Below are 15,961 nucleotides of genomic sequence, written 5' to 3'. Positions count from 1 at the left end.
GCGAGCTATCCATCCCCGAACTAGAAGTACGGGGCTTTCCGCTCAATTTGGTAATTTATCTAAAGTTACATTCACTCGGAGCTACCCATCTTATGAAAAAAAACTCAGTAGGAATGTTGGAAACCTCTTCAAATAAAGTTATTTGTACGCTCAGAGCCTGTTCATGGACTTGAACAGAATTGATCTGTTCAAGATGAATACCCCAATAATCTCCCAGGCTCTCTTGTAGATGATATATGTGAAAAGAGGCTGAAACTTGACTTTCAATAACCTTTACAATCAAGAATAAAGCATTTTGCATTGACCTAACTAAGAGAGCACCTTCAATTTCTAAGGACTGCCCCTTTAAAGAAAGAGTTACTAACAGTAATGAAAAAATTAATCGAATCAGTATTCTTTTTAGAAAAGGTACCTGAGCAATTAGTAGTTGCAGAAAACAAAAAAACATTTCAATCTAATCCAAAGAGCTGAGCAAACCCAAGATTCAAGATCGGGGATAATTTTTAACTTATAATGGTCACGTTTTTCATATAGGCAAATATCTTATTAAATCTATAAAGGTTTTTTTAATAACTTAAACTCGGGTGTACATAGCTAACACATATGAGTCGTAGCTCCGTCAAGCGCAATTAACTGCTTTCGAGCCAATGGATTTACGAGTTACAACGCAGTAGCTAAAGTCGAGACATATAGCGGTTAAACCTTGCTGGCACTATCATGTTGCCAGTGGTGTCCAGTTCGTATCAGGCTCAGGTCAGGAGTATACGATCTTGCCAATTCAAATAAAGAAAATCATTCTCTAAAAAAAGTTTCTGGTTTACAAATGAGTTCCCGCATAACTTTCCTTAGCCCCATTATTTACACCGTGCTGGGAACAACACTCTTCTCTCTATCCGTAAGTCAGCCGTCTGGAATATCAAGATAGAACTTCTGGTGAGGAAAGCTTCCTGTCATGTGAGCAGTGGCTCCTTCTTTAAGCCTTTTATAAACTATTTCAGGTATATTTTTAACCGTAATTGCTTTAATTATCTAAACTCTGAAAATGTTACAGAGATTTCATTGCGGCTGCAAAATGCAATCCATTTAAGTAATCTTGCACCTAACAAGCCTTTAATTCGCGTGCGGGGCAGTCGCTGAAGGCGAAGATGTGTGCTGCATTAATCTCTACAATATGGACACATTCCAGCGCCATATTGTGCCCATTCAATCAGGCATGAGGTACAGAAATAATGTATGTCACAGCTGGCAGGCGAAACTGCCCCTGGAATCATGGCTTCACGGCAAATAGCACATTCTCCAAGAAAATAACCTTCAAAAAAGAAATCAGTGATTGCGAAGAACATTATATGTTCACACTGCTTCAAAATTAATTCCATGAGATATCGAAACCACCCTTCAGCCTGAACAGCTAATTTTTCAGCCTGAACAGCTAATTTTTGTATAAGTTCATAGACTAAAGTTTTATTTGAAAATGAATAGCGGCTATTTTTTAGTTGTAAAGTATGAGTTTGAGTGTCACATATAACGTAAGAAAAGATATCAGATTCTCTTTGTTGTACTTTTACTACAACAAACATTTCATTAACTGAAAAGTCAACTCCTTTGACTCTTTTAAAATCACTTATTGATTTCGCAAAACCATAGTTCCCATCTAATAAAAAGACTAACTCATTGATCACTTCTTCTGACAGTATACTTAGTGGGATTGAGGAATAATGATTACAATGACTATTTTCATTACAGCAAAGTTCAACCCAATGATAACGATCGGAATCTAATGTCGGGAATGAAATATCAAAGAACACTTCCTCAAGTTTGCCCATCTTTGTTAACCCTATTAAAAGATGCATTTTATTATCTACTTCAGAAGAGGTAAATTTAATATTGCTAACACCAAGATTATGTAATGGTTTTGATATATTGTATAAAGCACTGTTTTCTAACAGGCCTGAAAGCCTTAAATCAAAAGAAGTCAACCCCACTGTCTTAGATATTTTTATTTCTTTCATATTGCTATTACTTAAGGTACTTGAGGCTGTTCTATCTTCTAAAATGTCATAAATAAAATTTACAGGTATTAATGCTAGCGCAACGATCAAAAGACAAGTGTCTATTTTATCACCAACTCTACGATGCAAATAAAATTCGTAGTAGTTTCTATACCCAAGTGCAAGTATTGATACCAAACGAAAAACGCCTCTTGAGCCTACGTAATAATCTATTGGCATATAGATGTAGTTGCATAGTGACTCCTTAACAACGTCATACCAAATCGATTGACCTCCTATAGTCACTTGACTCTCATCAGGCTCTTGATAATCTGAAAAGCAAAATCCTGATAAACAAAAGATTGTTAAGGATAGGACCATTAGCTTTTTACAGAACTCAAATCTTTTCTTCAATTACAAACCTGCTTTCAAACGGATTGAATCAAAAACGTAGACGCACGCAACAAAAAAATCCAGCAGACTGCCATCGTAAACTGTTGGGTTTGGCACTATGAACCTAAATGTAAGCTTCTGAAAAAGCGTCTATACTGACCTGCTCACCATCAACTACTGACATGGTAAATGACGAATGTATAAATCACTTCGAATTTTAGTGATCTTCTTTTTGTTCACAGGTTTATCCGTAACTTGCTATTCAAGCATTGATAAGTTAGCGAATAATAAATTTCGTATCATCAATAGTGAAGGGAAAGTCAAGGATGTCGAGATAGATGGAGTATCTGGATTTATTGACTATTTTGCCGAGGTCTATCATACCAGTCAGAACTGTTCTGGGTGCACCTCCTATTTGTACAGTATTGCGGGAGATAGTTACTATCTTTACTATGAACGTCACTTGCCGCATGCAGATTTGGTGTCAAAATTTCTCAGCTCATATTCACAGATCAGCAATCCACCATCTCTTGGTGTCGTTCTGTTTGAGCCTGGATTGGCATCCAGCGACTCTATTACCATGGCAGCCATTGGAAATGTAAAAATGGATCAGCCACAACAACCTCGCACAATGGTCAGTAGCAGAGTTATTGCTTTAGAGAGAATTTCTGATCAAGATTTACATTTTGAACTGCACTCTGACGGAAGCTCAACTTTAAGTCAGATATCAGGAGATTATACTATTGTAGATCAAGCCTCCTTCAAAGATTAATCGCAACCTTCAACTAGCACCACATAACCAATCACCGACGCCGTCAACGTCGGCAAGGTTTGAAATGGCATATTGCCTATGATTTATTCCATATCCATCTTACTACGTAGAAAGGTCATAAAATCATTAACTCTTTCTGCCATCTGACGTCTAATCCCTGGTTGCTCATGCTGAGGATATGTTGATATTCCAGACTCCAGAATAATGGCTGTTTTAGAGTTTAATACTCGTTGCAATGCTACTGTTTCTTCATATGAGTATACTGCTTGTAAAACAAGATCCCCTGAATCAATCAATGATTGAACTCTTGCCACTGTAATTTCGAGAACCTCAAGCAGGCTATCAACCCTGACTACCCACTCTGGCTTGTCAACTAATTGTTGAAGTATATTTTCACCTCCCGCAGCAGACCTGAACACAGCAGCAGATGAAGAAGCTTGCAGGTTTACCTGCTCTTCTTCTGTTAAATAAGGAAACATGACTTGCAACAAAGTTTGAGCAAATAACACTGCCACAACATTAAGGCTGTCATTAGCATAGGTCATTTGGTTACCAATGATACCCATGTTGCAAAGTAACAGAGAGAGAGAAAAGCAGATTTCTAACAGTTTTCATTAAGCAAACACTCTGATTTAAAAGCTAACAGTATAGACATAGCTTTGCCTTCTGGTTGTTAAATCAGTACAGATTTTTGCAATGAGACTTACAGAAAAAACTTTAATCTGGTGATGTTTTTCTTGGTAGTGACGGTGTTGAAAAGTTGTATTGGGCTCCTTAAGAAAAAGCTACTATTCCCGTTCACATTCTAAAAAAATTGCGAAGTCTATCGAAAATGAGTTAATCCGATAAGGGTCAGGAAATTTTGGATGGTATTAAAAAAATAAAAGCTTTTAAGCCCGCTAAACAATAAGTTTCTACGAGAGTCATTGAGAGAAAATAATAGAGGTATTGAGTCAAATCCCGGAAATTCTTAAAGCTAAAAGGTTTGGTGGTGTGAGTGACTTGTCATCTCACACCTCCACGTTCGACAGCTATATCAGAGCAAGCAGGCCAACAGGGTGATACCGACAACGGCAAGCACAATACCTAAAAAAATCTTCAGTTTGCGACCTTTTTTAGCCGACTTTTTCGCTGAATCCAGAGACTCCACGGCTTCTTCAACATTATCTCTGCTTTGAGTGATATGATCTTCAATCCGGCTCACGTCCTGACCTTGTTCATGAACGATACCTTGCAGGTTATGCATTATTTCATGGACATCAGCAACATCCCGCTCAATTTTCATTATTTGGTCATTTCGCTGACGCAACTGGCTCAACTCATCGAAACGAACGTCTAGCAGCACCTTCTGAAGGTAGTCAGCAGCCTCATGGACGTGGTTTTCATCTTCAGATGAAGTTTCCAGCAAATTGACCGCAACATTCAGCTTTTCAAGCACTTTGCCAGCCTCAGGATGATTCTGAAGCTTTGTTTTGGCATCGTCCAGGAGACCTGTGGTTTTCTGTTTCATCGTCACCAGATCCTGCTTAGTATGCGCCCGAGAGCAATCAATTTTGAGACTCTCAAGTCTGGCTGCCAGATTGTTGTCATTCTGGCTCTCCGGCTGGCCTGGTTTTGAAACCGGTCTGGTAATACCTCGTTCTGAAGGTGGTCTGGCAATCGCTCGTTCTGAAACCTGTTTGGCACTGCCCGAGCTCCTTGAACTTTGGTCGGAGTAGTGGGTGTGAGAGAAGTCGCCAGCAGTCTTCATATAACCACAGACGTTATTGAATGCCCTGACCGTACTGCGCCTGAAGCTGGAGGCAAGGTTTCCAAGCTTTTCCAACTTATCAGTAATAGCATTCTTATCAAAGGGTACTGAGCCTGTTTGCAGAAAATTTATCATACTACTCCCTCCATCAATCCTTGTTGTGTTCTTTGTTGTGTTTTTTGTTGTTTGACAAGAATGCTATCAATGGCTGACAAGATCACTAACAGCACTGTCAGTTAGGCTGACATAAAACACCTGGCTGATCAGGAAGGGCAGAGAGAGGAAAAGAAACTTCTCTGCACAGGTCTCCAACCCGTGCAGAGAACGAGACCATCAGACGTGCTTAACCTCATCGATCTCATATTCAACATTGCCGGAAGGTGTATTCACTACCACCACTTCACCTTCTTCTTTACCAACCAGGGCACGGGCAATCGGTGAGTTCACAGAGATCTTGTTGTATTTGATGTCTGCTTCATCATCACCCACGATCTTGTACTCGACTTCATCGTCCGTATCCAGATTAACCATTAAAACCGTGGTACCAAAGATAACCTTACCGGTTTTTTTGATCGTAGTGATATCGATGACCTGAGCGTTGGATAACTTGGCCTCAATATCGTTGATACGACCTTCAGTAAAGCTCTGCTGTTCACGGGCTGCGTGATATTCAGCGTTCTCTTTCAAGTCTCCCAGTTCCCGGGCTTCAGCAATCGCCTGAGAAATGCGCGGTCTTTCCACGGTTTTCAGTTGAGTCAACTCTTCACGGAGGGCTTTTTCACCCTCCACGGTCATTGGATATCGATTCATCCAGTCCTACCTTCGTGCAAATCCTGAAGTCTTCTGACTGTTTTTTCCGAGCCAAAGGCAATGGCCCGGGCAATGGCTTCCGCACCTGCCATGGTGGTGGTGTAGAGAACCTTATTGGTCAGCGAAGATCGGCGGATTTTATAGGAGTCTGCAATGGCCTGACGACCTTCGGTGGTATTGACAACAAAGGCTATATCACCATTGACGATACTGTCCACCATATTTGGTCGACCTTCCATCACCTTTTTAACCCGGGTCACGGGCAGGCCGGCATCTTCGATCACCTGGGCAGTTCCACTGGTAGCCATCAGCTCAAAGCCGGTATCCATCAGCAGGCGCGCAATACCAGGCACCATTGGTTTGTCCTGATCACGGACACTGATGATGACACGGCCACCTTCTGGCAGTGCCATGTTTTCAGCCAGCTGGGCCTTATAATAGGCTTCCGGGAAAGATGCACCAACACCCATCACCTCACCGGTAGATTTCATTTCCGGGCCAAGAATCGGATCCACACCCGGGAACTTGTTGAATGGGAAGATCGCTTCTTTTACGCAGTAGTAGGGAGGTACAATCTCTCTGGTAAAATCCAGCTCTTTCAGAGTTTTACCCATCATGACACGAGCGGCAATCTTGGCCAGAGAGTGACCAATGCACTTGGACACAAAGGGCACTGTACGGGACGCACGCGGATTAACCTCGATCACATAGAGTTCACCGTCTTGCAGCGCCATCTGAACATTCATCAGACCAACAACACCCAGCTCCATAGCCATGGCTTTCACCTGCTCACGAATCTTGTCCTGGATGCGGGGACTGAGACTGTAGGGAGGCAGAGAACAACCGGAATCACCGGAGTGAATACCTGCCTGCTCAATGTGCTGCATGATGGCACCAATAACCACACGCTCGCCGTCGCATACTGCATCGACATCCACTTCTACGGCACGATTCAGGAACAGGTCCAGCAACACCGGACTATCATTGGAAACTTGAACCGCTTCTTTCATGTACTTTTGCAGTTCATCTTCGCCCGCCACGATTTCCATGGCACGACCACCCAGAACGTAGGAAGGGCGCACAACCAATGGATAGCCAATTTCCTTGGCTTTAGCAACAGCTTCTTCAGCACTGCGCACCGTGGCATTCGCAGGCTGTAACAGGTCCAGCTTTTGGATCATGCCCTGAAAACGCTCTCGGTCTTCGGCACGGTCAATCGCATCCGGACTGGTACCGATAATCGGCACACCTTCAGCTTCCAGAGCACGAGCCAGTTTCAGAGGTGTCTGACCACCGTAGTGAACAATCACACCTTTGGGTTTTTCGACATCAATAATGGCGAGGACGTCTTCCAGAGTGACCGGCTCAAAGTACAGTCGGTCAGAAGTGTCGTAGTCGGTAGAAACCGTTTCGGGGTTGCAGTTAACCATGATGGTTTCGTAACCGTCTTCGCGGGCAGCCATAGCCGCATGAACACAACAATAATCAAATTCGATACCCTGACCGATACGGTTAGGACCACCACCGATAACCATGATCTTTTCGTTATCAGTTGGCACAGCTTCACACTCTTCTTCATAGGTGGAGTACATGTAAGCTGTCGTAGAGGCAAACTCGGCCGCACAGGTATCTACACGCTTGAAGACCGGCTTGATCTTCAGCTGACGACGATGGTTACGCACTTCTGTTTCAGAGATCGCCATCACCTCTGCCAGACGCGCATCACTGAAACCCTTACGCTTGAGGCTGAACAAAGTGGTGGCATCCAGCGCAGACAAGTCTTTGCCGACCAGATTCTGCTCTTCTTTAACAATGTCTTCGATCTGGACGAGGAACCAATGATCGATCATGCAGCTGTTAAAGACTTCCTCACGAGTCATACCGGCCCGAAAAGCGTCTGCCAAGTAGTATGGACGATCCGCCTTTGGAACAACCAGCTCTGCCTTGATCTTGTCGATAGCACCTTCAGCAGAAACATCCAGCATGGGATTGAAGCCAGTGGCTCCGGTTTCCAGACCACGAAGGGCTTTCTGCATAGACTCCTGAAAAGTACGACCAATAGCCATGACCTCACCCACAGATTTCATTTGGGTGGTGAGACGATCGTCGGCCTGAGGAAATTTTTCAAAGGCAAAACGAGGAATCTTGGTGACGACGTAATCGATGGTTGGCTCGAAAGAAGCCGGTACCACACCTCCGGTAATTTCGTTGCGCAGTTCATCCAGGGTGTAGCCCACGGCCAACTTGGCTGCAACTTTGGCAATCGGAAAGCCAGTCGCTTTTGAAGCCAGGGCAGAGGAACGGGATACCCGGGGGTTCATCTCAATCACGACCATACGACCAGTGTCCGGGCAAATACCGAACTGAACATTGGAACCGCCGGTTTCAACGCCAATCTCACGCAGAACAGCCACAGAGGCATTACGCATGATCTGATATTCTTTATCAGTCAGCGTCTGGGAAGGTGCGACCGTGATCGAGTCACCGGTGTGAACTCCCATCGGGTCAAAGTTCTCGATAGAGCAGACAATGATGCAGTTGTCGTTGCGGTCGCGCACCACTTCCATCTCGTACTCTTTCCAGCCAATCAGGGATTCATCGATCAGCAGCTCATTGGTGGGAGAAAGATCCAGACCCCGCTTACAGATCTCTTCAAACTCATCCTTGTTGTAGGCAATACCTCCACCGGAACCACCCATGGTGAAAGAAGGACGGATGATACAGGGAAAGCCTACCTGATCCAGCACAGCCTGAGCTTCTTCCATGGTATGCGCAATACCGGATCGGGGTGTTTCCAGACCAATGTTCTTCATTGCTGTGTCGAACATTTCACGGTCTTCAGCCTTATCGATAGCATCCCGGCTGGCACCGATCATCTGGACGTTATATTTTTCCAGAACTCCCTTATGGAACAAATCCAAAGCACAGTTCAGAGCGGTCTGACCACCCATAGTAGGCAGTACTGCATCCGGACGTTCTTTCTCAATGATCTTGGCGACTGTTTCCCAACGAATAGGCTCAATGTAGGTCGCGTCTGCCATGCTGGGGTCGGTCATGATGGTGGCCGGGTTAGAGTTCACCAGTATGACACGATAGCCCTCTTCTTTAAGGGCTTTACAGGCTTGGGCTCCGGAATAATCAAATTCACAGGCCTGACCAATGATGATAGGACCCGCACCCAGGATCAGGATGCTTTCAATATCTGTACGTTTCGGCATCGTTGCTCTCGTAACTTGTCTCAGGCTTGCGGAGCTCTTTGCTCACGAAAGCCTGTTGTCTGTACTGTAAGTCTCTTTTTCAAGCGACCCGATCAGGATTGGGAAGCGGCTGTATGCTCTTCCAGCAGGCTGATAAACCGGTCAAACAGCACCGCCACATCGTGTGGCCCCGGGCTGGCTTCAGGATGCCCCTGGAAACTGAAAGCGGGCCGGTCGGTCAGCTCAATCCCCTGAAGACTGCCATCAAACAAGGATTTGTGAGTGACCCGGATATGCTCAGGCAGTTTCTCTTCAGACACGGCAAAACCGTGATTTTGACTGGTAATCATCACCACACCGGAATCCAGATCCTGCACCGGATGGTTGGCTCCGTGGTGACCAAACTTCATCTTCATGGTGCTTGCACCACTGGCCAGACCCAGCAGCTGATGACCCAAACAGATACCAAAGACCGGGATACGGGTTTCCAGAATATCCTGAATGGCCCTGATGGCATAATCACATGGCTCCGGATCGCCAGGACCGTTGGACAGGAAAACACCGTCCGGATTCATGGCCAGAACCTCTTCGGCAGAAGTCACTGCGGGCACTACCGTCAAACGGCAGCCACGCTGGGCCAGCATTCTGAGAATGTTGCGCTTCACACCAAAGTCATAAGCCACGACATGGAAAGGCTGCTCGTCAACAGACTGGTGATCATCAGACTCCAGAGCCCAGACGCCTTCTTTCCATTCGTAAGGTTCGGAAACCGTGACCTCCTTAGCCAGGTCCATACCTTTTAGGCCAGGGAATGCACGAGCCTTTTCCAGAGCTGCCGCTTCATCAATATGACCGTTCTCATCGGCCACCAGGATACAACCGTTCTGGGCACCCTTTTCTCGCAGGATGCGGGTCAGGCGACGGGTATCAATATCAGCGATGGCTACGATGTGATTAGTACGAAGATACTCATCAAGAGGCATTGTGTTTCGCCAGTTGCTTGCGAGAAGAGGAAGATCACGAATAACAAGGCCGGCTGCGTGAATTTCAGTAGACTCTTCGTCTACGGGAGTAATACCTGTATTACCAATATGTGGATAGGTGAGAGTGACGATTTGACGGGAATAAGAAGGATCGGTGAGTATTTCCTGATAGCCTGTCATGGCTGTATTGAAAACGACCTCACCACTGGTTTCTCCGTCGGATCCAATGGCAATGCCCCGAAAAAGACTTCCGTCTTCCAGAGCCAGTACGGCTGACTTAGTCAATGATTCCTCCCACATTCACCTCATGAAAATCATCTCATTCATGGGCAAAATGATTTTCTATACGCTCAAGGCTGTTCCACCTGCTCCCTTAAAGAGCACGCTCAAAAAAAGCGAGAGGTAAATTGAATCACCGTCTCGCTTTCTTATCCGACTTTTATCAGGGATTTCAGGGGCACGCTAACTGCCTCAATAAATCTAATGCAAATTTTTCGCATTTGAACACAATATTCGTAAAAAGACAAGATTTTCTTCTACCAGGAAACACTTGAATTCAGTGCACTCGTAAACAGGCATTTATGCATTTCGATCAGTCAAAAATCAGAATCATGTAGCAGAAAAACAATGTTAGATGAGTCACCCCCTGGAAAAGGTTACTTTTACCTGATGCGAAGTTCACCATGGAAACCAGCAACGTCAGAACCAACAATAATGCGTCGACATTATTCAAACCCAGAACAATGGTTTTGGATGTCAGAATTCCAATCAGCAACACGGCGGGAATAGTCATACCAATGGTGGCCAAGGCCGATCCCAGACAGATATTGATAGAGCGCTGAAGATTATTGGCTATTGCCGCCCTGATAGCCGCCATGCCTTCCGGAGACAGAACCAGAATCGCCACAATCATACCACCCAGATCCGAAGGCGCCCCCAGTTCATAAATCCCATAATCCACAATCACTGCCAGCTTTTTGGACAGCAATACAATGGGAACCATGTAGCAGAGCAAAAGCAGGGTATGCGACGAGACAGACAACTTCTTTTCACTCTTGCGATTATAACCCTCATTATCGCCCACAAAATAGTGCCGGTGCCTCATAGCCTGCATGCCCAGGAAAGCCAGATAGAGGACGACATTCATGACAACGAGAAAGACGATTTGCTCAAGGGAGAAAGTACCTATGGACGTTGACTCAGTAAAATTAGGCAGAATCAAACCCAACACAGAGAGAGGAATAAGAATCCCGAGAAAAGAGTTAGCGCCCTGTAAATTAAACGTCTGCTCAACATGCCTGACCCCTCCCAGAAGCAGCGACAATCCGACCAGCCCATTGAGTACAATCATCAGGACAGAAAACATCACATCCCGACCGAGTGTCGGATTATGACTACCCGTCAGCATTACGGCTGAAATCACAATAACTTCGATACTGATCACTGACAGGGTCAGTATCAGAGTGCCGTACGGCTCTCCCAGCTGTTCGGCCAAACCATCGGCATGGCGAACCACACCAAAGGAAGACCAAAGCATGACAACAAACAAAAGCAGAAACAGTCCGGCACTGACCCAGTTAGAAGAACCTGTCGTCAAAAAGTGGTTGCACAACGAATAGAACAGTATTGATGCTGCAATACCTGAACAAAGCCCAGGTTCGGATTTCAACACCAAAGGTAGTTTTATCACTGCTCAAGCTACCCGTAAAAAATATGTTTTGAAGGCTATTGATATGAGGAAAGTAGTCACTTAGCCGCATGTGAACAAATAATAGATGAGCTGAGAAAATCTCCCTAATCTTTCCCGGCTTCTTTGCCTGAAAGTCTTCTAAATTCTCCTGATGGAACTAATCACTCTCCCGAGACTCTAATATCCAGTGGACTATTAAATCCGGCAGTAAAGGAGTACACCAATGAACATTATAAACCATGCCATCAAGCTGATGGCTGCATTACCCGTAACTACGAGTTTGTGCGTCAACGCTGATAGTACAAAACAAGAAAAAGAATGCTCCCTGAACGCTACGCCGGCCGATTATGATATTGGGCGCCTCATTAAGACAGGAACCACGACAGAAGCAGTCTTTCTTTTTGCTCAAAAAGCCTCAATGATCAGTCCGTATGAGATTCACCGTTTTACCCAGCTTAACATTACTCCGGAATTCGTTGCATCGTTTCATCCTGGAGCGGCTGGTGAACCAGCTTTTATAAATGAAATTCTACAGGCAGTGTTAAGCCCCCAAACGGCGAATGGGTTCGGAGGTACATTATGATTAATAGTCACTTTCCAGCTCAGTCCGGACTTACCAATGAACTGTTAACACAAGAAAAAACCATTAAAGCAGAAAAAGGCGAACAAAATATTACTGATACCTTTGCCAGTCAGGCAAACCATAATATAAACAGAACCTTTAAGAATGATATTTGTGCAACTTCTGTCATAAACCAAGTACACACACCGGAAAGTACCCTGGAAAAACCTTTTCCTGCCCCCCCAACTAAACTAGAGCATTATTATGTTTCAACTCATGAAGGAATTACATGGCATAACAAAAAAAGAAAAGCTTATGAAAGTTCGTCCACAGAGGCACTTCCAGAAAAGTTAAAAAGCAGTAAAGAGTCTTCTATTATCGAAAGTAGTGCTCTCCTGCAAGCTGGTTGTTTGATACCAAAGGACAAGCAATGGATATCTTTTCTTCAGGATTTTTTCAGGCAGATACCGATTCATGCATCATCTATGAATAGAATTACCTCTTTACAAAGTAAAGCTGGAAAAATTAAAGAAATCGTTTTTCTGGTAGAAGCTATCCACGGTCGGGGTTATGGAAATTTAAACCTGTATATAGAATTCTTAAGGAATTTTGTCAGACTTTCTCCTGGCACTTTACATCTGGTTCGCTTTTCTGGCTATGAACCTACTCTTAGCAACAAATTACCAAATCTTCTTTCTGGTTTACCTGCACGTGACATTGATGAATTTATCATTTATGGGGAACACAAATTATCGTCACCAGAAATAAGACCGGATAAGCTATTTGGTATTCCATACATCGTAGAAGAGACAATACCAACCCATCTTTTATCAAAAAACACACTACAAATTTACACCGTTTGGGACTCGTATAAAACATCAACAAAAGCTCCATTATTTCAAATAACTAACTATAGGTGGTTCCCTGAATCTACAAGGGAAATGCCCCTGAAAAACCTAGAAAATCATCTGCCCATTTATCCATATGAGATCAATAAAGATACGTCAACACCAGAGTTAATGAAAAGGGATATAGCTAACAGCTTAGAAAATCCAGTCACACAAGGTTATGATACTGAAAAACTAGCTCAATTTTTTACCGAATTATTGCAATCGGCCAAAGAAAATAAAATATATCTAGCCCTTTCCTATCATGCTTCGGGGATGTTAAAACATGAGTATTACAATTACACAAATGCCGCTAAAGCGTGTTTTGGCGATAAGCCTATCATTATTATTGCACCACACAGCGAGAAGATCGACCTGTCTGAAAAAGAAAAAAAAGAGCTCAGTGATACTGGTAATATAGAGTTTTCAACTAATTACTGCCTGGACTTTACTGCTGAGAAATCACTTAAAGATAAGGTCACCGTATTTGAATTTACTTTTTTACCTAAGCGACTGTTTGAGTTGATTTGTTATTTTTCCAACATCCCCATTTATGCACCGGGAGCCAGCACCGCTAATATTGCACAATGCTTAAATAAACCCTACCTTGGACTGAGCAGATGTGGTCATGAAATACCAACAACAGGCAACCCAAAACTCTTAGGCCGCTGGAAAGTAGCTAATAGTGCATTTCATTTTAATCCATTCCTTATGCAAGAGGTTAAATCAGCTCTGTTAACAATGAGCAAAGAGCAAATAGAGTTATGTGACAGAAAAATCAAACATGATCTCTGGTATACCCCTGAGAATGCCCATTTAGAACTCAATAAAATATGTAGAGTAATCACAGACGAAATCCTGAGATATACTGGGCTAATCTCAACGTTAATTCCGCACTTTTTTAATGGAACGGATACCTCAAAAATCCATGAATATACTCATCTCTCAGCTGATGATCGGCAAAGTTACTTTACCCGGTTATTAGACGAAGGTAGATTACCCGAGTTTTGCCAGTACGTCTGTGATAAATCAAATGAAATAGTGCTTGATTATATGTCTCAAACAACTAAGCCAGGAGATAGTTTTTATGAACTGGCCAGAGCATTACAACAAAAGGCATTGCATCCTGACAACAACATGATGTTGGAAGTATTAGAAAGAAATCTTCCGGATAACTGAAATCCGGCTCAGCCAAAAATACCTTGTTCAGGGGGCTTTGAATAAATCCTCTCCTTCGCACAACTTCCAGCATCTGTACCTGGCCAATGGCTTCGATAAAAACATCCAGCTTTCTGCGGTTCCGGTCAGCTGCACAGAACGAACCCATTCAGAGACAAAACTATATTTCCCTCCCAGGGGAACTAATATCTCTCCCGAAACTCTAATACCAATAGTGCTTTCTAACTTTCGTGATGAGCATGGATATTTGAGCTTTAAAACAAGGCGGCATAAGGAGTCATAGCCTTAGCTATGGTGACGATCGCCAACGCAGGATTAAGGCTCGACTCTTCAGCGCAATAGGGAGTTAGAAAGTTCGATTGGTATGAAAGGACTATTGAACCCGGCACTAAAGGAGTACGCCAATGTGCATTCCAAATTCCATCAAGCTGATATCTGCATTACTCATAACGATGAGTTTTTGTGTCAACGCTGATATTACAGAACAAGAAGAACATTGCCTGAACGACGCACTGGCCGGTTATGATATTGAGCGCCTCACAGAGGTGGGAACCACAGCAGAAGAAGTCTTTCTTTTTTCTCAAAAAGCCCCAATGGTCAGCCCGTATGACATTCACAGATTTACCCAGCGTAACATGACTCCGGAAGTCGTTGCATCGTTTCATCCCAGTGTGGCTGGTGAACCTGCTTTTATAGATAAAATTCTACAGGCAGGGTTAAGTCCCCAAAAGGCGAATAGCTACCTCGAAGCCGGCGTTGATCAGGCCAACATTTTGACCAGTTACTTCAAAAATGGAATACCTCCTGATCTTGCAAGCGCCTTATACAAAAATGGCTACTATTTCTACGCTGACTCTGACTATTCGAAGGTTTGGCTTCAAGAAACAATGGAAAAGGGGCTAACCATAGAAGATCTGCCCAGATACAAGGGACTCGCCTCAACAACCAATGAATTAAAAGAACTCTACGTTTCAAAAGTGCCTACTGATTTTCTTCATAAAGCCCTGAGTATGGATATAACCCTGAACCTGCAAGATGCAAAATCTCTTTACTTTCGTGGCATTGACCTGGACACCTACCCATCTCTAATCTCTGACGAACGGACCTGCACTGTATATCCCACAACCCGTCTTGAGTTTGAACACCTTGGTAATCTTGCTGGCTACCAGAGCAAAAAAGAGACTATTCCTCTACCAAAAGCTTTATTTTTCCGGCTTAACACAGTATTTTCTGGCAGAGATTTTTCACAAGAATTTATGCGACATTTTTCAACCGACGATCAGGAAGAGATTTTCAAGTACGTTGAAAACATAGCCAAACGTGTAAAAAACCCAACGATTTATAATTTGCTCTACCTGACAGCGGAGATTGTTTCAGAAAAGCTTCACTACGAATCAGTGGATGAAGGAGAACTGGAGCTGACTTTCCCGATAGATTGTTCAGTAGCTGAATATTGGCGAAGGGGCATTGGCGACTGTGATAAATACTCGGCATTGGGGACGGTTGTTTTTGCTCAACTGAAACAAATGTTTCCTGACGTACTGGCAAACGTTTACCTCATCAACGAAATGTTTTCGACATTAAAAAAACATTCCTGGAATACCGTCGTCATTGCAGAAGAAGATCGCCTGATATTCAGCTACATTGACATAACACAGTACGACCCCGGTAATGCCTATTTTCAACACCTTATTATTCGGTTTCTTCTACAACTGCATGATGCCATTCAGAATCTGAATGAGGCATCTGG

11 protein-coding genes are annotated in these 15,961 nt (G+C 43.7%); 4 read left to right on the top strand and 7 right to left on the bottom strand.

Translation table 11 applies throughout. The features are described 5' to 3' along the window. Positions 1–1,157: 1,157 nt before the first annotated feature. Positions 1,158–2,402, bottom strand: coding sequence for an RING finger protein (locus tag KDK19_RS05800; protein WP_257253329.1), 1,245 nt, complete (start codon positions 2,400–2,402; stop codon positions 1,158–1,160). A gap of 175 nt (positions 2,403–2,577) precedes the next feature. On the opposite strand from KDK19_RS05800, the gene KDK19_RS05795 reads away from it, so the two are divergent. Further along, the gene (locus KDK19_RS05795) at positions 2,578–3,153 is read left to right on the top strand and encodes a hypothetical protein (protein WP_257253327.1); all 576 of its coding nucleotides are present in this window, start codon (positions 2,578–2,580) and stop codon (positions 3,151–3,153) included. A gap of 83 nt (positions 3,154–3,236) precedes the next feature. On the opposite strand, the gene KDK19_RS05790 is transcribed toward KDK19_RS05795, so the two are convergent. The 6 genes from KDK19_RS05790 to KDK19_RS05765 form a co-directional block, all read right to left on the bottom strand. Next, on the bottom strand, positions 3,237–3,698 hold the full coding sequence (locus KDK19_RS05790) for a hypothetical protein (RefSeq protein WP_257253326.1): 462 nt from the start codon (positions 3,696–3,698) through the stop codon (positions 3,237–3,239). Positions 3,699–4,189: 491 nt separating this feature from the next. Then, positions 4,190–5,038 carry a hypothetical protein gene (locus KDK19_RS05785; protein ID WP_257253325.1) on the bottom strand — a complete coding sequence of 283 codons (849 nt, stop codon included), beginning with the start codon at positions 5,036–5,038 and terminating at the stop codon, positions 4,190–4,192. Positions 5,039–5,236: 198 nt separating this feature from the next. Continuing rightward, on the bottom strand, positions 5,237–5,713 hold the full coding sequence (greA, locus tag KDK19_RS05780) for a transcription elongation factor GreA (protein WP_257253324.1): 477 nt from the start codon (positions 5,711–5,713) through the stop codon (positions 5,237–5,239). Beyond that, positions 5,710–8,931, bottom strand: coding sequence for a carbamoyl-phosphate synthase large subunit (gene carB, locus KDK19_RS05775; protein ID WP_257291531.1), 3,222 nt, complete (start codon positions 8,929–8,931; stop codon positions 5,710–5,712). Before carB ends, greA begins: the two co-directional genes overlap by 4 nt. A gap of 92 nt (positions 8,932–9,023) precedes the next feature. Then, entirely contained in the window at positions 9,024–10,178 is a 1,155-nt protein-coding gene (gene carA, locus KDK19_RS05770; RefSeq protein WP_257253322.1) for a glutamine-hydrolyzing carbamoyl-phosphate synthase small subunit, read from the bottom strand. Positions 10,179–10,485: 307 nt separating this feature from the next. Then, on the bottom strand, positions 10,486–11,490 hold the full coding sequence (locus KDK19_RS05765) for a calcium:proton antiporter (RefSeq protein ID WP_257253321.1): 1,005 nt from the start codon (positions 11,488–11,490) through the stop codon (positions 10,486–10,488). Between the two features lie 316 nt (positions 11,491–11,806). Between KDK19_RS05765 and KDK19_RS05760 the strand changes: the two genes are divergently transcribed. The 3 genes from KDK19_RS05760 to KDK19_RS05750 all read left to right on the top strand — a co-directional run. Next, positions 11,807–12,166, top strand: a complete 360-nt coding sequence (locus KDK19_RS05760) for a hypothetical protein (RefSeq protein ID WP_257253318.1) — start codon at positions 11,807–11,809, stop codon at positions 12,164–12,166. Further along, positions 12,163–14,211, top strand: a complete 2,049-nt coding sequence (locus tag KDK19_RS05755) for a hypothetical protein (protein WP_257274597.1) — start codon at positions 12,163–12,165, stop codon at positions 14,209–14,211. Before KDK19_RS05760 ends, KDK19_RS05755 begins: the two co-directional genes overlap by 4 nt. A gap of 404 nt (positions 14,212–14,615) precedes the next feature. Next, positions 14,616–15,961: hypothetical protein (locus KDK19_RS05750; protein WP_257253316.1), on the top strand; the 1,346-nt coding region annotated here is incomplete at its 3' end.

Source organism: Endozoicomonas sp. ONNA1, from assembly GCF_024606325.1.
Lineage (GTDB): Bacteria > Pseudomonadota > Gammaproteobacteria > Pseudomonadales > Endozoicomonadaceae > Endozoicomonas_A.
Note: the sequence above shows the minus strand (reverse complement) of the source record. Positions and strands in the feature narration are given on the sequence as shown.

Coding starts and splice junctions, on each gene's coding strand:
- KDK19_RS05795 (WP_257253327.1), top strand. CDS start 2,578: ATGTATAAATCACTTCGAATTTTAGTGATCTTCTTTTTGTTCACAGGT.
- KDK19_RS05790 (WP_257253326.1), bottom strand. CDS start 3,698: ATGACCTATGCTAATGACAGCCTTAATGTTGTGGCAGTGTTATTTGCT.
- KDK19_RS05785 (WP_257253325.1), bottom strand. CDS start 5,038: ATGATAAATTTTCTGCAAACAGGCTCAGTACCCTTTGATAAGAATGCT.
- greA (WP_257253324.1), bottom strand. CDS start 5,713: ATGAATCGATATCCAATGACCGTGGAGGGTGAAAAAGCCCTCCGTGAA.
- carB (WP_257291531.1), bottom strand. CDS start 8,931: ATGCCGAAACGTACAGATATTGAAAGCATCCTGATCCTGGGTGCGGGT.
- KDK19_RS05760 (WP_257253318.1), top strand. CDS start 11,807: ATGAACATTATAAACCATGCCATCAAGCTGATGGCTGCATTACCCGTA.
- KDK19_RS05755 (WP_257274597.1), top strand. CDS start 12,163: ATGATTAATAGTCACTTTCCAGCTCAGTCCGGACTTACCAATGAACTG.